At 60.0% G+C, this 17495-nt stretch carries 26 protein-coding genes; 13 read left to right on the forward strand and 13 right to left on the reverse strand.

The window, feature by feature from the left end; all coding sequences use genetic code 11:
* Positions 1-39: 39 nt before the first annotated feature.
* The 13 genes from ACO1VH_RS00140 to ACO1VH_RS00200 are packed head-to-tail and all read left to right on the forward strand — an operon-like array spanning position 40 to position 4532.
* On the forward strand, positions 40-276 hold the full coding sequence (locus tag ACO1VH_RS00140) for a hypothetical protein (RefSeq protein WP_486241417.1): 237 nt from the start codon (positions 40-42) through the stop codon (positions 274-276).
* Positions 273-563 carry a hypothetical protein gene (locus ACO1VH_RS00145; RefSeq protein WP_486241419.1) on the forward strand — a complete coding sequence of 97 codons (291 nt, stop codon included), beginning with the start codon at positions 273-275 and terminating at the stop codon, positions 561-563. Before ACO1VH_RS00140 ends, ACO1VH_RS00145 begins: the two co-directional genes overlap by 4 nt.
* A gap of 41 nt (positions 564-604) precedes the next feature.
* Positions 605-964 carry a hypothetical protein gene (locus ACO1VH_RS00150; protein WP_486241421.1) on the forward strand — a complete coding sequence of 120 codons (360 nt, stop codon included), beginning with the start codon at positions 605-607 and terminating at the stop codon, positions 962-964.
* Entirely contained in the window at positions 945-1331 is a 387-nt protein-coding gene (locus tag ACO1VH_RS00155; protein WP_486241423.1) for a hypothetical protein, read from the forward strand. Before ACO1VH_RS00150 ends, ACO1VH_RS00155 begins: the two co-directional genes overlap by 20 nt.
* Positions 1332-1880 (forward strand): hypothetical protein, encoded by a 549-nt coding sequence (locus tag ACO1VH_RS00160; protein ID WP_486241425.1) that lies wholly within the window; start codon positions 1332-1334, stop codon positions 1878-1880.
* 2 nt (positions 1881-1882) lie between these two features.
* Positions 1883-2344 carry a phage tail protein gene (locus tag ACO1VH_RS00165; RefSeq protein ID WP_486241427.1) on the forward strand — a complete coding sequence of 154 codons (462 nt, stop codon included), beginning with the start codon at positions 1883-1885 and terminating at the stop codon, positions 2342-2344.
* A gap of 6 nt (positions 2345-2350) precedes the next feature.
* Positions 2351-2746, forward strand: coding sequence for a hypothetical protein (locus ACO1VH_RS00170; protein WP_486241429.1), 396 nt, complete (start codon positions 2351-2353; stop codon positions 2744-2746).
* 8 nt (positions 2747-2754) lie between these two features.
* Positions 2755-3402, forward strand: a complete 648-nt coding sequence (locus ACO1VH_RS00175; protein ID WP_486241431.1) for a glycoside hydrolase family 24 protein — start codon at positions 2755-2757, stop codon at positions 3400-3402.
* Complete coding sequence (locus ACO1VH_RS00180) at positions 3399-3755, forward strand: hypothetical protein (protein ID WP_486241433.1); 357 nt, start codon at positions 3399-3401, stop codon at positions 3753-3755. The genes ACO1VH_RS00175 and ACO1VH_RS00180 overlap by 4 nt, the downstream gene beginning before the upstream one ends.
* A complete protein-coding gene (locus tag ACO1VH_RS00185; RefSeq protein WP_486241435.1) occupies positions 3755-4042 on the forward strand; it encodes a hypothetical protein in 288 nt (95 codons plus the stop codon). The genes ACO1VH_RS00180 and ACO1VH_RS00185 overlap by 1 nt, the downstream gene beginning before the upstream one ends.
* A 2-nt stretch (positions 4043-4044) precedes the next feature.
* Positions 4045-4218, forward strand: coding sequence for a hypothetical protein (locus tag ACO1VH_RS00190; RefSeq protein ID WP_486241437.1), 174 nt, complete (start codon positions 4045-4047; stop codon positions 4216-4218).
* A gap of 14 nt (positions 4219-4232) precedes the next feature.
* Positions 4233-4397, forward strand: coding sequence for a hypothetical protein (locus ACO1VH_RS00195; RefSeq protein ID WP_486241439.1), 165 nt, complete (start codon positions 4233-4235; stop codon positions 4395-4397).
* A gap of 3 nt (positions 4398-4400) precedes the next feature.
* On the forward strand, positions 4401-4532 hold the full coding sequence (locus tag ACO1VH_RS00200) for a hypothetical protein (RefSeq protein ID WP_486241441.1): 132 nt from the start codon (positions 4401-4403) through the stop codon (positions 4530-4532).
* Positions 4533-4633: 101 nt separating this feature from the next.
* Here the strand turns inward: ACO1VH_RS00200 and ACO1VH_RS00205 are convergent, their stop codons facing one another.
* From ACO1VH_RS00205 to ACO1VH_RS00265, 13 genes are all read right to left on the reverse strand, one after another.
* Positions 4634-4981 (reverse strand): hypothetical protein, encoded by a 348-nt coding sequence (locus ACO1VH_RS00205; RefSeq protein ID WP_486241443.1) that lies wholly within the window; start codon positions 4979-4981, stop codon positions 4634-4636.
* A gap of 43 nt (positions 4982-5024) precedes the next feature.
* The gene (locus ACO1VH_RS00210; protein WP_486241445.1) at positions 5025-5258 is read right to left on the reverse strand and encodes a hypothetical protein; all 234 of its coding nucleotides are present in this window, start codon (positions 5256-5258) and stop codon (positions 5025-5027) included.
* A gap of 296 nt (positions 5259-5554) precedes the next feature.
* Positions 5555-5911 carry a hypothetical protein gene (locus tag ACO1VH_RS00215; RefSeq protein ID WP_486241447.1) on the reverse strand — a complete coding sequence of 119 codons (357 nt, stop codon included), beginning with the start codon at positions 5909-5911 and terminating at the stop codon, positions 5555-5557.
* Positions 5912-6113: 202 nt separating this feature from the next.
* Positions 6114-7628, reverse strand: a complete 1515-nt coding sequence (locus tag ACO1VH_RS00220) for a mechanosensitive ion channel family protein (protein ID WP_486241449.1) — start codon at positions 7626-7628, stop codon at positions 6114-6116.
* Positions 7629-7871: 243 nt separating this feature from the next.
* Complete coding sequence (locus tag ACO1VH_RS00225; protein WP_486241451.1) at positions 7872-8708, reverse strand: DUF2950 domain-containing protein; 837 nt, start codon at positions 8706-8708, stop codon at positions 7872-7874.
* Between the two features lie 104 nt (positions 8709-8812).
* Positions 8813-10078 carry a DUF3300 domain-containing protein gene (locus ACO1VH_RS00230; protein WP_486241453.1) on the reverse strand — a complete coding sequence of 422 codons (1266 nt, stop codon included), beginning with the start codon at positions 10076-10078 and terminating at the stop codon, positions 8813-8815.
* Positions 10079-10160: 82 nt separating this feature from the next.
* The gene (locus tag ACO1VH_RS00235) at positions 10161-11147 is read right to left on the reverse strand and encodes a SphA family protein (protein ID WP_486241455.1); all 987 of its coding nucleotides are present in this window, start codon (positions 11145-11147) and stop codon (positions 10161-10163) included.
* Positions 11148-11225: 78 nt separating this feature from the next.
* Positions 11226-12167 carry an HAD family hydrolase gene (locus ACO1VH_RS00240; RefSeq protein ID WP_486241457.1) on the reverse strand — a complete coding sequence of 314 codons (942 nt, stop codon included), beginning with the start codon at positions 12165-12167 and terminating at the stop codon, positions 11226-11228.
* 13 nt (positions 12168-12180) lie between these two features.
* Positions 12181-13029, reverse strand: coding sequence for a hypothetical protein (locus tag ACO1VH_RS00245; RefSeq protein ID WP_486241459.1), 849 nt, complete (start codon positions 13027-13029; stop codon positions 12181-12183).
* 111 nt (positions 13030-13140) lie between these two features.
* Positions 13141-14151 carry an HAD family hydrolase gene (locus tag ACO1VH_RS00250; RefSeq protein ID WP_486241461.1) on the reverse strand — a complete coding sequence of 337 codons (1011 nt, stop codon included), beginning with the start codon at positions 14149-14151 and terminating at the stop codon, positions 13141-13143.
* Between the two features lie 20 nt (positions 14152-14171).
* Complete coding sequence (locus tag ACO1VH_RS00255) at positions 14172-15191, reverse strand: formylglycine-generating enzyme family protein (protein WP_486241463.1); 1020 nt, start codon at positions 15189-15191, stop codon at positions 14172-14174.
* Positions 15192-15213: 22 nt separating this feature from the next.
* On the reverse strand, positions 15214-15660 hold the full coding sequence (locus ACO1VH_RS00260) for a hypothetical protein (protein WP_486241465.1): 447 nt from the start codon (positions 15658-15660) through the stop codon (positions 15214-15216).
* A gap of 34 nt (positions 15661-15694) precedes the next feature.
* Positions 15695-17461, reverse strand: coding sequence for a SulP family inorganic anion transporter (locus ACO1VH_RS00265; protein WP_486241467.1), 1767 nt, complete (start codon positions 17459-17461; stop codon positions 15695-15697).
* Positions 17462-17495: the final 34 nt, after the last annotated feature.

Raw genomic sequence — 17495 nt, forward strand, 5'->3', positions numbered from 1 at the left:
GGCGCAGCCGGGGCTTTTTAGCCACACAAGGGGAAACAGATGGCATCTTGGGAAGACTGGGCGCAGCAGATCGGCGGTGCGCTGGCAAATTCCGCGATCAATGCGAAATACACACAGCCGTATGAACTGCAGAAACTGCAGTTGCAGGCGTATGCAAATAACCCGAATAGCCCGCTGTACACGGTCGGACAACCGAACGTGACGACGGGTATTCCTGCCGGCTGGCTGCTGATCGGCGGCGCGGTGCTGGTGGCTGTCGTGATGATGAAGTCATGAGTGATCTGACTTTGGCAGGCGAAACAGGCGTAACGGCTGCGAATCCGTGGGCGGGCGTGGTCGGCGGTGCATTGAGCGGCATGTTGAATGCAGGGCCGGCAGGCCCGTCGATGGCATACGGCGGTTCGTCGGGCGGCATGTTCGACAGCAGCGGCTGGAACGTCTCATTCGGCGACAACAGCCCGGTCACATCAGACCGCACGCAGCAGGGCGAACTATCGCAATACCTGCCGTATGTGATCGTGGCCGGCGTGTTTCTCGTCGCATGGCGGGCGTTCAAAAAATGATCATCGCGCCGTGCAAAAAGTGGACGCCGGAAGTCGAGGCCATGATCGCCAGCGCACTGACGACGGCCACGCTGGACGACGTGAAGGCGCAGGTGGAGCAGGGCGCGGCACTGTTCGTCGTGCAGGACGACGACGCGGAAACGGTGTGCGCCTTCGTGCTGCGAATCGACCGCTTTGCCACGTATGACGAAGGTGTAGTAGTCGCCGCTGGCGGCGATGCGCCGGGCGTCGACCTGACGGCCGTGGTCATGCCGTGGATTGAAAAACGATTCGTCGGCTGCGATTCGATCCGCGTGCATACGGAACGAATCGGGCTGGTGCGGAAGCTGGCGCGGCAGAACTATACCGGCGTGGAATACGTCGTCAAAAAGGATTTAAGACATGGGCGGCAGCAGCAGTAAATCGTCGTCTTCGCAGACGACAAACAATACAGACAACCGTGCCGTCACGGAAAGCGGCGTCGTCGCAACGGGCGGCAGCAGCATCGTGGCGACGATTGAACATCTGGACGGCGATATTGTGAAAGATGCGCTGCAGTTCGCCAGCGAAGGCAGCGAAGACAACACGGCGTCCTTCGGCAAGCTGATCGACTTCGCATCCGGCATTTTCAATGCAGGCGCGAACATGGTGCAGAGCGGACAGGACACGGTGCTGCAGGCGGCGCAGTCCGTCGCGAACGATCAACGCGGCGCAATCGATCAAAAGACCATCGTGGTGCTCGGCGTTGCAGCCGCCGCCGCGCTGGTGCTGACAAAAGGGAAAAAGTAAATGCAGATTCGCGAAACAATCCCGGCAGGCGGGCAACTGCGATACTCGGAAAAAGCCGACTTCTTCCGCGTGCTGGCAGCCGGATCGACGCTGACGGCAATTTTCTACAGCAACGGCCGCGAAGTGGCGCGCACTGAAAAAGTCAGCGCCGGCTACTCCGAACGCTTCTCCGTGCCGTTCGATGCAATCGTTCTGCAGAGCGAAGTAAGCAATGCGGTCGATATCGTTCTGCGCTACGGCAATCAAGTCACATACGACATGCCGCCGAACGGCGCTGTCAATGGCTCGTTCTCGCACACGATGGCAGAAGTCACGCCGGCCAGTGCGCAGATCGCGCCGGCAAATACGGCGCGACGCTATCTGCTGGTGCAGAACGGCGATCCAGTCGGCGAAATCGCCGTGCGATTGGACGGCGGCGACGCAACAGCGGGCGGGATCGTGCTGGCCGCTGGTGAAAGTCTGGAACTGACCGGTTTCGTGCCGACTGGCGCAGTCACGGCAAGCGGCGATATCGCCAGCAATGCAAACGTGCTGATTGTCGAGGGCTGACGATGGCGATCATTCGAAAAGCCAGCGGACGAAAGCCGGGGGACGTTTTTATCTGGCCGGCAGATAGCACGCCGGCCGGGGCAATGGCTTGCCCTGTTGCGCCGACGAATGTATCGCGGGCGGCGTATCCGAAATTGTTCAAGGCAATCGGAACAAAGTGGGGCGCGGGCGATGGTGCAACGACATTCGGAATTCCTTACGTACCGGTAGACCGGGCGATTCTTGCGGCGAGCGGAAACATTGCAACAGTAACGATTGGCGTCGTTATTCAGCATGACCACGGTATCGATGTGGCGTCTGTACGCGGTGTCAAGTGGGGGCGTCAAAACGGCGGCGGAACCGGATACGAATCGCAGTATGAAGGCGGTCTGCAGACGAATCAGGACGGGCTTACGAATTACACAGGCGGCGGCGCAAATATTGCGGCCGGTGTGCGAATGAAATATTGCGTTCAGTACGCATAAACGAACATGAAAAAACTCTACATTTTCGATGGCGAGACGCGGCAATACGTATGCGAATACATGGCGGAGGCATCGCCGTGCGAACCGGGCAAGTGCGTCGAGCCGACGCACTCAACCGACATTGAGCCGCCTGCAGAAATTGAAGGAAAAACGCTGCACTTCGAAAACGGCGCATGGATTTATCGCGATGTGCCGGCCGAACCGGAACCGGAACCGCCGACGCGGCGCGAACTGGTTCTGATGGAACTGGCGCAGATCGATTTCGACAGCGTGCGACCGGCGCGCGCCGTCGCGCTGGCGATGGCAAGCGGCGTCGAGCCGGATGCGGCAGATATCGACATGCTGGCCTTGCTGGAAGCGCGCGCGATCGATCTGCGCGCGGAACTGGCGGCGCTGGCATGAATGGCGGGGTGAAAGTCGCGGCCGCGACGCTGTTTGTTGGCGCGGCTTACTACTTCTACCGGCAGCGCAAGCTGGATATCGATGCGCTGTCGCAAGTGGGCGACGAAGTAGGGGACATGTTCAACACGGCCGCACAGGAAGCGGCCGAGATTATCGATCAACTGACAGGCGGGACAATGAAAGTTTCAGAAATGAGCAAGGTGACGGCGGCCGATGTGGCGCATACGAACGTGCAGGCGTTCTTGCGCGTGATCCGGCGCGGTGAAGGCACTGCCGACGAAAACGGATACCGCCGCATCTTCGGCGGCGAACTGTTCACCAGCTACGCCGATCACCCGCGCAAGCTGGTCAAGAAAAGCGGCTATGCGTCGACGGCAGCCGGCGCGTATCAATTCCTCGCGACGACGTGGGACGAAACGGCCGGCATCATGGGCCTGCGCGACTTCTCGCCGGCATCGCAGGATATCGGCGCAGTCGGCCGCATCGCAGCACGCGGCGCGCTCGAAGATGTGAAAGCCGGTCGCCTGGACACGGCATGTCGCAAGTGCGCGAAAGAATGGGCATCGCTCCCGTATTCGCCATACGGCCAGCCGACCATCAGCATGGCGACGGCGGCAAGTGTGTTCAACGCAGCAGGCGGCGCGGTGCTGGCATGAAGCGCGACGATTTGATTGTGATCGCCCTGTGTGGCGGTGCCGCCTACCTGATCGCGAAAGCGGCGGGCCTGTCGCTGCCGTCGCTGTCGTCGATGATGGGAACGGCGCAAACCTTCTCGCAATCGATCTGGCGGCCATTCACGCCGGACGCCGGCACGCCATACGATCCGTTGAATCCGGGCGCGCTGACGACGACGACAGACCTTGTGAACGGATCGATCCATGACTGGATGACGGGCAACGTCAGCGGCAGCGGCATCCCGACAGTGCAGGAACTGATCGATGACACGCTGGCCGACATGAACGGCACCGGCCAGAAAAGCATCGTTCGCGTCGATGGAGCATGGTGGTGATGAAAAACGTCTACTGGCTGGCGGGCGGCGTCGTGCTGGCGGCGGTGGCATACGCCTATTTCAAAACGCGAGACCTTGTGCCGCCTGTCGTCGCCGAAGGGCTGGAAGCAAGCGGCATCCTCGCCGGCCTCGCATTCGACGCCGTGACCGATCCGCTGGATACGTTCGGCATCTATCCGGGAAAAAACGTCTACGGCGTCACGAAGTGGGCACCGACGCTGCCGTGGGAAAACACGAACGATCCAGTCAGCAATAACGATTCGGGCATCAACTTCAATTATTTTTGAACATGAAACTGAAAAACATTATCCCGTCGCCGGAAGCCGTCATTCGTGAAGGCGTGATTGTCTTCGGCGGCTTGATCCTTGCGGCGTTCGTCATCAGCCGCTTTCCGAAGCTGCAAACCTTCATTACCAGCAACAGCATCACGGTGAAGGATGGCAACGACAACGTGCTTTATTAACCAATGGAGGAACCATGCAATATTTTGTAAATCGTCTGCGCGAACCGAGTTCGATTGCCGGCCTGATGGCGCTGGCGTCGCTGTTCGGCGTGCCTGCTGATACGGCGAATGCCGTTGTGCAAATCATCGGCGGCGTCGCGGCAGCCGCTGCGATCCTGATCCCGAATCAGATCAAGTAACGCATGCGCGATCTGCTGGAAGTCGCCAATGTGCTGGTCATTCCGGCATTCGCGTACATCATCGTTTTGGAGCGGCGCATCACTGCGATGCAGGTACAGATACAGAACCTTATCGAAAAATTGAAGGAGAAATAAACATGGCAACTCGCAAACGCAAACCGACAAGCAAGCGCGCGACGAAGGCGAAAAAAAAGCCGGTACGTAGCAAACGCACCGGCCGTTTCATCAAGCGATGATTATTTGTCGACGCATTTGATGCGGAGGGCGGTTCTGTAGTCGGATGAGCCGTTGACAGGCATTACAAAGGTGCGCGTGGCTGCTGCAAAGGCGGCGCGTTGTTCATTCAGCGCGTCGCGCGTTTGTTCGCTATACGCGCCGCGATATCCGCTCAATTGCTCGATGACTTCGTAACGCTTGGGCTTGCAAGTGTCGGCGGCAAAATTCAATGCTGTCTGCATGGCTTCATTGCTGGTGTAGCCGGCCGCCTGTATCTCATAAACGCCGTCAGGCTTCGGAATCACGTAGCCCCTAGACGCGCAACCTGCCAGCGCGATAACGCCGGCAGCGATGATTAGTTTTTTCATTCTTGTCCCTGTTGTTATAAAAGCCGCGATTGTAGCAGCGCGGTCAGACGATGGATGCCAGGGCGAACCGTGCGTGATACGGGATCGCTGGCCGTTCGATAATGGCGTCGAATTCGCCGGCAAGTTTTGCGTTGCGGATTTTTGCCGGCACATTCCAAGTGCGGACATAGCTGTTGTAGGATCGTTCGGGCGTGAGCCAGCGCGGGGCGACGGCTTGCACCCACTGGAAAATCTCGTCTTCGGTGACGGGAATTTCCCCGAAAAGGTCGTAAGGCATGGGCGGCGCAGAAAAAAGCCCGGAAGTGTGGGCCGGGCTTTGGAGTCGATGTGTTAAATATGACACTTAACACGATGGTATTTTTCTATCGACATTCCGGCTTTTGATTTGCGCCTGCTATTTTACATAATACAAATTATGCGAAATTATGGCGAGTGTGACCAAGCCCCGGACGCTGCCGCTGTGCCAGCAACCTCCGAACTTGGCCCCGAATATTCCGGTTCACAGGCAAGCCACGAGATCATGTGGACACCCGGTATCCGCTCGCCGGAACTGCGCCACTGGTTGAACGCGCCTTACTTTTTCCTTTGGCGCAGCTTCCATTTGCCGTCAACCTTGCAGAACACGCCTTCCGACGAGCCGTACAGGGTTTGATGACGATTTTCGACAAGGGCCTGCCGACAGCCGGCTTGTCCTTTCGGATCGGGCGACGGCGTTACGCTGCCGCTATTGCTGGCGGACGGGTTTTCCCATTTGACGGGAACGCCGTCCTCGCCGGAATCAAGCGCCTTGTACAACGTGTCCAGCACGGTCTGCTGGTCTTCCTTGCTGAATTTCGTTATGGGCGTGTCTTTGAGCCAATGGAAATTGGATTGGGCACAGGCGGAAGCAATAACACCACTGAAGATAAGGAAAGCGGCGATCTTTTTCACAATTCCTCCTTGGTAAAAGTCATCCTGCAAAGGCCGTGAGACATGGCACGCTGGTATCTATATGGAAACCATAGCGAATTTCATCTATATAAAGAATTGGTCGAAGGTGCAGGCCTTGTTGCCCTTGTAGACAGGGTGTCTGCTCCGCTGTTTTCCTGTATTTAGACCAAACCTCGTTCACACGAAGCCATCAGCGATCCGGTCACGCGTTTTTTGCCGGAGGCGGATGCCAATCCCCTTCCTTGATTACCTGCGGTTCGGGAGGGTCCGACTCGTAATGCGGCGACATGATCTGCACGCCGTAGGTATTGAAGACGTCCTGTATATGGCCATGCAATGCAGTGAGCGCACCGGAACGCGGCATGCCGGCCTGCAGTTTCAGGCAGGCGACGAGCCGGTACTCCACGTAAAAATCGGACAAGGCGGTCTGCCGCACAAACGGCGGCGGCTGATCTGCAAGCTCCGGCGTCCGTTTTGCGGCTTCGAGCAGCATAGCCTCGACTTGCCGCCACGGCGTGGTATAGCCGATAGTCACGGTCGTATCGATGACGCATCCGCTGCCGGCCGACGGACGGGAATAATTGACCGTCGTGCTTTCCATCACGCTCTTGTTCGGCAGAATGATTTCCTGCTCCGTGCCCGTTCGCATGCGGGTCGTGAACATGCCTACATCGGTGATCGTGCCTTCCGCATCGCCGATACGCACGTAATCGCCGGTCCTGAAGGCCTTGATGTACATCAGGATCAGGCCGCTCAATGCCTGCCCGATGATGCTTGCGCCCCCTAGCGAAATCATCAAACCGATCAGCACCGACAGTCCCTTGAAAGCCTCAGTGCCGGCACCCGGCAGATAGGGATAAGCCATCACCAGCGCGAATGCGATGACGATGAAATTGACGATGCGTTGCGTCGGACGCACCGTATCCGTACTAAGCCAGGTGACTTCGATCTTCCCTGCTTCCACACGCCGGAAAAACTCCGACACGATGCGCATCAGCATGCGCGCAATCAGCGCGATGATCGCGACCAGCACCAGTCCCGGAACGGCGGCGACGCCCTGCCTTGCGGAGTTTGCCAGCAGTTGCACGAGACTTTCCTCGAAGCCTTCGCCCCACGGGCGCGTATAGGGGAACTGCTCGAGAACGAAGATCAGCCAGGCGATGGCGAGGATGACGATCAACATGAAGCCAAGCAGCCGCAACAGGCGCGTGATGCTGCTATGAATGAATCCCCGATCCAGCCAGTCGAGCCGTCCGCCGGTCCTTTCCCGCAACTGCGTCTGACCGGCCATGGCGAGCTTGTGCATGCCGTATTTGTTTGCACGGGCCAGCAGCCAGAGAATCGCGGCAAATACCAGCGTAGCCGCTATCGCGCGGAGAACGGCCATGCCGATGTAGCGCGCCGTCCGCTGTTCCTGCCATTCGGCCATGGCGTCATGCAGGCGGCTTGCGGCTTCGCGCGCGACGATCTGCGTGGTCTCGCCGGTCTGCGGATCGATGTCGATTGGTGCGACGACGAATGCAGGCTTGCCGTCTAGCGTGATGCGGGTTGCACGGCCATCTTCTATATCTTCGATCGCAATTTGCGGCACTTTCTTCGTGGCGCGCAGAACGTCTTCAATGCGTTTCGTTGAATTCGCGACACGTTCCGTCGCGCTGAGTCCGACGATCGGGCCCTTGAGAACGATGATCTTGCGATTGGAAATAAGGAGCGGCATGGCCTGTCGCATCTCCTGGGGAGAAGATGCCGCGTCGGACGCGAGCGCTCCCGACGTATCTTCCATGCCGAAGGCATCGAGATGAAATGTGGACAATGCCGCCAACAGAATCAGCGGTGAGAGAATCGGCAGAAGAAACGGCAAAAGAATCGATACGGCAAGCGATGAAAATCGACCCAGGAATTTCTTTGCATGCATTTCGCCACCCCGATATGGAAAGTTGGCGGTACGGAATTCAGTCAATCATGGCGCTGCCGGTTTTACCTTGCTCCAACCCGCATCGGGATTGAAGGTACGCATGCGGCCCGCTACTGCTGCGGAGTCGGGCCCGAGATCGCGCTCGTAGAGCTGGCCGTCATGGCTGATCATGAAACTTGTCACGCCGGTTTCGCCGTATCGCACCGGCCAGGCAACCAATGCAAAACCGCTGACCATGCGCCCCTTGATCAGATAGTCGTAGGCGCCGCCCGGCGCATCCCTGCCCTGCGCCGTCAGTATCCGGTAGTGATAGCCGTAATAGTCCTCGCCCTCCTTGCGCGAGGCGAACAATGCGCCCAGCGGGCTTTGCTGCTCTTCGCCAGTTGCAGGCCAGTACAGGCCATCATGCCTGCCGGGCGTACTGCGGAATTTCTGTGCGTATTGCAGCACACCGTCCGGCGTACGTGGTTCGCTCGCATATTCGATTTGCGCGTCGTAATACGCCAGTACGGCCTGCATCGCATTCAACTCGTTGCGGCCGATACGCCGCGTGCGCATCTCGTCGCTTCCTGCTTTCGGATCGAACTGCCAGGTGGCGCCGTGCCGGACAATGGGAATAGGCAGTGTCCAGCCCTCTTCCCCAACTTGCAGCCAGGCCTTGTCCGGCGTTTCTTCCACGATCCTGTGCGATCTGGCCCATGCGGCGAGGAAGTCGTTGATGTCGTCGCGGTCGATCTGCTGCGTCGGAATGAAGCGCTCCCAATCCTTGCCGAGCACGGTGCGCAGATGCGCCATGTCGTTACGCATGATCGTATCGGTAAAGGTTTGTGCCGCCACCTCGGCGGAAGGATAGGCCTGTTGCGCGATAGTCGGAAACGGCATCAGCAGCATGCTTGCCGTTATCAGAACCATGGCAACCCGGTGAAACCGGCCATGCCGCAGTGCGGCTTTTTGAATAATCGTGTCGATTTTCATGTTCGCCGCTCCTAACGATGACGTCCAAATCCGCCGGCACGTGCGCCGCCACCTCTGCTCATTCCTCCGCTCATGCCGCCGCGATGCTGGGCCATCGATGCCCGGCTGGCATTGCCGCGATCTATCTGCCGGTGCATCTGCTGCCCGTTACCCGCGCCGCGCAGGGCATTGTCCCTGCCGCCGCGGGCCTGTCCCTGCGAGCGCACCGAATTGCCTGTGCGGTTACGACCAGTATCGCGCGCTGCATTCTGGGCACGCTCGCGCGCTTTCGGGTCGTTATGCAGTTGCGCCCTCTCCTTTGCCGGGTCCATGCCGCGCTGCTGCAGTGCGCCTTGTGCCTGCCGACGCTGTGCATCGCGCGCCGGATCGTGGCCGCGGAAGTCGGTCCGCTGATTGGCGCCGGGCACGTTCTTGCCGTATTTCTGCCGGCTGACCTGGTCGCGGTACGGCACGCCGCGCCGATTGGCGCTGTTGTGCTGGAACTTGGTCTGGTTGGCGCTGATCTTGTTGTGGACGTTGATGTTGTTGTACTTGTTGACGTTGATATCGACATCGCCGTGATGCCAGTTGCAATCGCTCCACAAGGAAGCAACGATGCCGACGCCGACGCCGAATGCAATGCCGGATGCCAGCGCCGCGCCCGGATAGTAGGCAGGCGGCGGCGGGAAGTAGTACGGCGGATAGGCTGGATACGGCCAGGCGCCGTAGACCACCGTCGGGTTGTACGCCGGCACGTAGACAACTTCCGGATTGGCCGGCTCGATCTTGATCACCTGCGTGCTTTGCGACTGATCGACTACCACTTTCTGCTGTTCGTTGGATTTCAGATTGCCGGCCTTTTGCGCCTGCGCGCGCAAGCGCTGTGCGGAATCGAGTACATCCTTCGACGATGCAAGGAAGGCATCGCCCAACTGCTGCACCCAGTCCGGCTTTTCTCCCATCATCTGCAATACCTGCGGGAACGCGACCAGCGCCTTGACGCTCGGGTCCCATTGCTGGCCGTCGACCGCCTTGACGGCATCGTCGCCTTTCATGCTCGAATGGGACTTGGACCACTTCGCCGCATCCGCAACATCGGCCGGATAAGTCGATGCCATCAGGACCTGCGACAGCAGCGTATCGGGATAGAGCGCGATCGGCGCCACCAGCTGATCGATCTGCTCCTTGGAGAAAGGTTGCGCTTGCTGGGCCGACGCCTGAGCCGGAACCAGCATCGCCGTCAGCATCGCAATGCCTGCAATACAGATTCGCAGGATGTTCAATACGGAATTACGCATGGCGTCTTCCTTTCTGAAAAGCGGGCCATGAGCAGGCCATGGTTGAATCGTCTGCCGCTCGTGGCTACATGTTTCGTGACCTCTAGTACGATGTGAGCGGAATCAACAACGAGACCCAGACGTTCCATCCTTCGGGGCGATTCTTTCCATCGAATTCGTAATAGCCTTTGAGATTGACGTACCACTTTTCCTTGTCGACCTGGAAGAAATGGCCGATCTGCGGGCCGATGGCTGTCACGCTGGATTTGTAGTCGCCCAGCCGTGCACCCGAACCGCTATCGCCGCTCACCTGCTGGAAAAAATAGCCGACCACGCCAACATGCGTGCTTGCGGATATGAACCGCGAAGCGGCCCAGTCCAGATGTCCATCCACGCCGTTCTGATAATCGGTATCGTCGTTCTCGAAGTTGTAGGTGAAACCGAGAACGGCCGAAAATTCGTTCTTCTTGTCGAAATAGGTATAACCGCCGCCGGCATCGACCGACCAGTGATTGGTGCCTGTATTGGCAAGCCGCCCCTTCTTGTATGCACCGACCGGCGTGCCGGTCATCATGTATGCCATGTAGTTGTGCACGCCGCGATTCCATTTCAGCGTCCCCAGCGTGTAGAGATCGCTGCCGGCGGTCAGGCTGTCGCTCTCCGAACCGGAGATCGTGTTGCCGCGCGGGCCGGTCAACGTCGCATCGATGCTGGCGTCCATCGATGCCAGTGCCGCGCCGACGGCCAGCGACGCCTGTGCACCCAAAACCGGCGTTTCGAACACATAGGTCGGCAACAGCAGCAACATGTCCGCCTTCGCATCGACGCCAGCGGTAATGCGATTGCCGCGCTGCGTGACCTTGCCTTCGTCCATGTCCGCAGTCGTGTGGTAATAGACGACCGGCAGCGACCATCCCGGCTGCGACGGCACGGCGGCCAGGCTTCCGAACTGGCCCGGCAGCCAGAAGCTGACGCCGCCTTCATCGGCGTGGGCGTTCGATACGCACAGCAAGGTTGCCGCGCAGGCGATGGCGCAAACAGCGCTGCTACGTCGTCTGCGCCATTCTCCGGAATGCCAGAAGGTTTTCATTCACGCCTCCATGCAGTTCACATCATTCGCGCACTAGCGCCACCGCCAGCTCTTTCTCAATGTCCGCGTAAGCCTCGTTCATCCGGCCTTCTCCCCAGCATCGGCATCGAACACGCATTTCCAGTCCTGCTTCATGCTGACCACTACCCAATCTTTCGCGCTGGCCAGCTCCAGACTCTTTTCCGCGCCGGCAACGTAGGCCAGCTCACGCGCCGAATCGTCGTGCAACAGCAGCAGTTGCAATGTCGGATAGCCGCCTCCGGCGAACTGCAGCATCGGAATATCGCCATTGGAATTGCCAAACGCAAGGATCGGGCGGCGGCCGACGCGGCTCCAGATGCGCACAGGCTTGACCGGCCCGTCGTCGAACACGTCCATCTCCGCCAGATAGGCCAGCGTGCCGCCTTCGTCGTTCTCGGTGTAACGCAGTGCATGCGAACTGCCGACCACGCATTCGTAGGGAATGCCGTAGATTTCTTCGGAAAACACACGCATGAAGTCGCGCGTGCCGCTGGATGCGATGTAGTTGGTGAAGCCGTGCGCTTCCAGATAGCGCAGCAGCTCGACCATCGGCGCATAGCCGCAGTCACGAAAGCGTCGGCCCAGATGCGGATGCCGCGCCTGCTGCAGGAAATGTGCAGCAGCGGCCTGATACTGCTCGACCGTCATGCCGCAGAAAGCCTGCAGGATGCCCCCGATCAGCACTTTCGCGCTGCTGTCGTCGCCGTTGTAGTGCTGGGTGACGATATCGCCCAGCCATTTGTAATCGCGCTCGAAGGCGGCCTTCCACGGCTGCTTGTCGCGCAGCGACGCATCATGATCCGCCATCTGCGCCAGGCGCTGCAGGATGAAAGCCAGTTCGACCGGCAACGGCTTTTCGGTCCACAACGTGCCGTCGTTATCGAACACGGCGACGCGCACAGCCGGCTCGACATAATCCTGCGAGCCGGGCGACGACACGCGTCGCACGAAATCCATGATTCTTTCCTTCGCTGCGCCGTCGTTCCACAGATCGAGCATGGCTGTGCCTCCGTCACATCGGAAACTGCAGGTTCAGGCCGAAGTACATCTGGAACTTCGGCATGCCGTCACCTTCGTGCGCAATTGTCCATTGCGGTTCGGCGAACAGATTGAGAGTCGTCGTACCCGACTTCCAGACCTTGCCGACACCGGCGCCGATGGGGATCGCATAGGTGCTTCGCTCGATGTCGTAAGTCCAGGTGGCCGTGCTGCGCAGATACCATCCTTGTGGCAGGTTGTAGATGAAGAACGGCTGCGCCGTCATGTTGTTCTGCGTATCGCGGTCGTTGTCGCCGGCGAACGAATGCTGCCAGGTGACGAGGCCGCCGAGCAGGCCCCATTTGTGCGGCGCGATCGCCATGCCGGCAAAGCCTGCCTGCCACTTGCCGGTGCCCATTTCGTCGCGGCTGGCCGTCGGAATCGTCAGTTGCGGGCCGATGCCGACTTCCACGCCGCCATGCTTGAAGATGAAGATATCGATGATGTTCAGGTCGCCGGCACCGGTCTTGCGGCCGACCGGATCAATATCGGGCGTCGTCATCACCGGCATCGTCGCGCGCAGCAACTGCGGTTGGCCACCGAGCTTGTGCGGCATCATGCCGCGCAACAGGAAAGCGTTGCTGTCCTTGTCACCTAGCCCGTAGGCGCGACCGACGTACTGGTCCTGCAGGTTGATGCCGATCGACGGATGCAGCGGATTGTTCGATGCGTTCATCTCGTCGGCGGAAGGCTGTTGTGCAAAGGCTGGCGCACCGAACAGCATGGCGCCCGACGCCAAGTAGACGGCCGTGGACGGCATGCAGCGCATCGCCATGCTGCAGCGCCACCATGCCATCGACGAACGACCGCTTTGCTCCTTCATGACGATATCTCCCGGCGACCGGATCAAAACACATACTTCGGCCAGATTAGCCAACAAAAGCTGGCCGTCATATCGGGCATGCAGGCAAACGAGTATGCCCTTTGGTGCAGTTCACTCGAAGGCGAACACTTTCGCCCAGTCGCGCTGCATATCGATCACGGTCCAGCCTTTTGCCTGCGCCTCGTCGAGCGCCTTGTCCAGCCGGCCGACGTGTGAGTTGCGGTCGTAAGCCCATTCGCGCTTGGCATCGGTGTGGTGCACCAGCGCCATCAGGCGCGGGCCGTGGCCGCCGGAGGTCCACTGCAGCATCTGCAGATCGCCGTCCGAATTGCCGAAGGCGGCGATCGGCTGGCGGCCGATGTTGCGATAGATGCCGACTGGCTTGCCGGGGCCATCGTTGACAAAGCCGATTTTCGGCAATCGCTTCAACACCGGCTTGCCGTCCTGCATCGCGAATTCGACTTCAGCCAGCGAACCGATCACCCTTTCCTGCGGCACGTCGTAGGCTTTCTTGGCCCATACGCGCATGAATTCGGCGCCGCCGCCGGAGACGATGAAGTTCTTGAACCAGTTCGCCTGTAGGAAAGCGAGCAATTCGCGCATCGGCTGATAGACGAGATCCGTGTAGCGGCGATTGAAACGCGGATGGCGCGAGGCAAACAGCCAGTCGTCTATCGTCTTGCTGTACTGCTCGGTCGTCATGCCAGTGTTGGAGACGGCCAGCAATTCAAGCAGCGGCTTGACGCCCATCGTCTCGATCGCGTGCATGTCATGTGCCATCAGCGCCTTGTAGGCCGGGTTGTCCTTCCATTCCGGATGCTGTGGCGCGGCGGCCTTCAGCTGGTCGATCATGAAGTAGAACTGGAAATAGAACGGCTGTTCGGCCCACAGCGTGCCGTCGTTGTCGAACACGGCGATGCGGCTGTCCGGCTCGACGTAGCCCTTGCCTTCGGTATTGGTGACGGTGGCGACGAAATCGAGGATGGCCTGCTTGGTCGGCGTATTGCGCCACGACGGCAGCGGATCGTTTGCCGCAAGAATCATGGGCGCATGAACGATCAGCGGTGCAGCCGCCATGCCTCTCAGGAAAAGACGGCGACGCGCGGAGAAATCGATGGTCATATCGGACTCCTTCCGATGGATCAGCCGTGGCAGCAGCACGGGGATTTTTCCGCTTCCGGCTTGCGGACGATGCAGCGGAAACCGAGATGGCAGGTGGCGGTGTCTATCGGTTGCGCCATGCGTGCGGCAGGTCGATAGCGGCGGCAGTAATTGGGCGCACAAAGATGCGAACCGCCCTTCATCACCTTGCGCGGGATCTGCACGCCTTGCACGCGCGCATCGATACTGTCGTCGCGCTGCGCACCGCGCGGATTTTCCAGCGTGCAGCAGGCATGGCGGATCTTGTCGTGTTCCTGATACCAGTCTGTCGTCCACTCCCAGACGTTGCCGATCATGTCGTACAGACCGTAGCCGTTGGCCGGAAATGCACCGACCGGCGACGTGCCTTCATAGCCGTCCTGCAGCAGGTTTTGCCACGGAAACTCCCCTTGCCAGGTATTCGCCATGAGCTTGTTCTTCGGCGTGTATTCGTCGCCCCATGCGAAGACGGCGCCGTCGAGCCCGCCGCGCGCGGCGAATTCCCATTCGGCTTCGGTCGGCAGCGTCTTGCCGGCCCACTCCGCATAGGCCATCGCATCTTCGAAGCCGACATGCACGACCGGATGCTTCCACAATCCCTGCAGCGAACTGCCCGGTCCTTTCGGCTGCTTCCAGTTCGCGCCCGGCACGTATTGCCACCATTGATAAGGATCGTGCAGACTGACCGCATGCGACGTCTTGCGAAACACCACGGACGACGGCACCAGCAGTTCCGGCGCGGCACCCGGATAATCGGCCGGATCGACCGCGCGTTCGACCATCGTCACGTAGCCGGTCGCTTCGACAAAGCGCTTAAAGTCGGCATTGGTGACCGTGTGCACGTCCATCCAGAAGCCGGCGACCGCGACCTTGTGAGCCGGCGCTTCTTCTGCGTAATGATCATTGGAGCCCATCATGAAAGTGCCGCCCGGTATCCACACCATGCCGTGCGGCGCGGCAGCATCCTCCGCGTTCGCTTGCCCGTTTTTTTGTTCGTGCTTCGTTTCCACAACGTCTTGCATGCGCTTCTCCTCGAATGGACGTTCAATCTGACGGGGTCTGTTTTTGCTGCGCGCCGACACTATCGGCCGCGTGTTTTCTTTTGATCCAGCGCTTCGCCAGGCGGGTGATCGGGCCGCGCAATAGCAAATAGGGAACGAAGGCCAGCACCAGGATGATGATGATCGCTTCACCGATGTAGAAAGTGTGGAACATCTTGTACTGGTACAGCACTTCCATCGCGATGCCGAGCAGGATGATGCGCGTGGTCGCCTTGAAGCCTTCATGCAGCCGCGCGCGGCGCTTTTCCGGGTTGTGCAGAATCGTCCAGAAATATGGCGAACGCCCGGTACGCGCATCCTTGATGCCATCGAGCAGCGCGGCGATGGCGGCCATCGTCGGTTGCAATAGGAAGCGGAAGCCGTACGGCCCGTTCGGCCGCGACATCAGATCGTTCCAGAAGCGGTTCAGGATTTCGTGCAGTTCCGGCATGACAGCCTCCGCATGAAAATGCTGCGATGAAAAATCAGCGCGCGTTGTCCACCGACGGTGCGGCAGGAACGGCAACCGGTACACCGGCCCCCTTCAGCCAGCCGTCCACGATGGATTCGACACCCTGCTCCGGGCCAATGTCGCCGAAGTCGCGTTCCAGCCCGCTACGGCGCAGGATGTCGCGTACATCGCCCGTCATGTTCGACAGCTTCAGCACGATGCCGCGGCCGGCAAGTTCTTCGCGCAGATCGCGCAGCATGTCGGCCGCCGCCATGTCCGCATAGGGCGACGACGACAGATCGAAGACCACCAGCCGCACCGGTGCGCCCTGCTGCTCTAGCGCATTGAGCAGATCGTCCTTCACCTTCGCCACGTTTGCGTAGAACAAACCGGCGTTGGCGCGAAACACCATCACGCCCGGCACGCGTTCGTTGTCCGGATGGCGCGCCAAGTCGCTGTACAAATCGGAGCCGGGAATGCGTCCCAGCAGTACGGTGCCCGGATTGCTGGCACGCCATACCAGCATCAGCAGCGACAGCACGGTGCCGATCATCACGCCTTCGAGCATGCCAAACAGCAGCACGCCCAGCATTGCCGCCAGCGCGATCCAGAATTCCTTGCGACTGACCTGCCACAGGCGGCGCATCGCGGGAATGTCGATCAATCCCTTGACGGCAACGACGACAACGGCGGCAAGAATCGGCTCCGGCAGATTGGTGAACACGCCGGTGAAGAACAACACGATGACGGCAAGCAGTACACCGCAGATCGCGCCGGACAACGGCGTCTTCGCGCCCGACTGGTCGTTGACGGCAGAACGCGACATGCTGCAGCCCACGGGCTGAGCCGCGCCAAGTCCGCACAACACGTTGGCGGCGCCGACGGCGAGCAACTCCTGATTCGCATCAGCCGGATATTTATGTTTGGCGGCAAACGTGCGCACCACGCCCATGCCTTCCACGTACGACAGCAGGAACACGGCGAATGCGCTGGGCAGCAATGCCTGCACGTCCGCCAGCGTGAAGGTCGGTACGCGCAGCGGCGGCAGGCCGCTCGGAATTTCGCCGGTGATGCGAATGCCGACCTTGCCGAACATCGTGAACATGATCAGCAGAATCGCCAACGCCACCAGTACCAACGCCCACGGCACGCGCGGGGCCAGCTTTTCGGTCACCAGCAGGAATGCAATGCCGAACAGACCGAGGCCGAACGCCCACGAGTTGGTCTCACCCAGATGCTGGAAGATGTAGACGACGCGATCGACGAATTCGCCGCTTGCACCTTCGATGCCGAACAGCTTGCCCAGCTGCGTCGTCGCAATGTAGATTGCCGCGCCGGCAGAAAAGCCGGTCAACACCGATTCGGAAATGAAATTGACCAGAAAGCCCAGCCGCAACACGCGTGCGATGATCGCAATCACGCCGACCATGATCGCCAGCAATGCGGCCATCTCGCCGTAGCGTGCCGGATCGTCGATCGACAGGCTTGCCAATCCGGTCGCCACCAGGATCGCCAGCGCCGATGTCGGCCCAATCGCCGCCTGTCGCGACGTGCCGAACAGCGCATAAGCGAATACGGCCAGCAGGCTCGCATACAGGCCGGCCTGCGGCGGCAACCCGGCCAGCCCTGCATAGGCCATGCTTTCGGGAATGCAGAATGCCGCCACCGTGACGCCCGCCAGCAGATCGGCGCGCAGCCAGTCCCGGCGATAGTGCGGCAACCAGTCCGTGATCGGCAGCAGATGTTTCCATGACGATGTGTGTGGCGAAGGCGCAGCCTGTTCCGTGATCGGCGTTCCCATCCTTTTCTCCTCACATCATCGTGTCAGAAGCGGC

This window comes from Oxalicibacterium sp. (genome assembly GCF_057353965.1).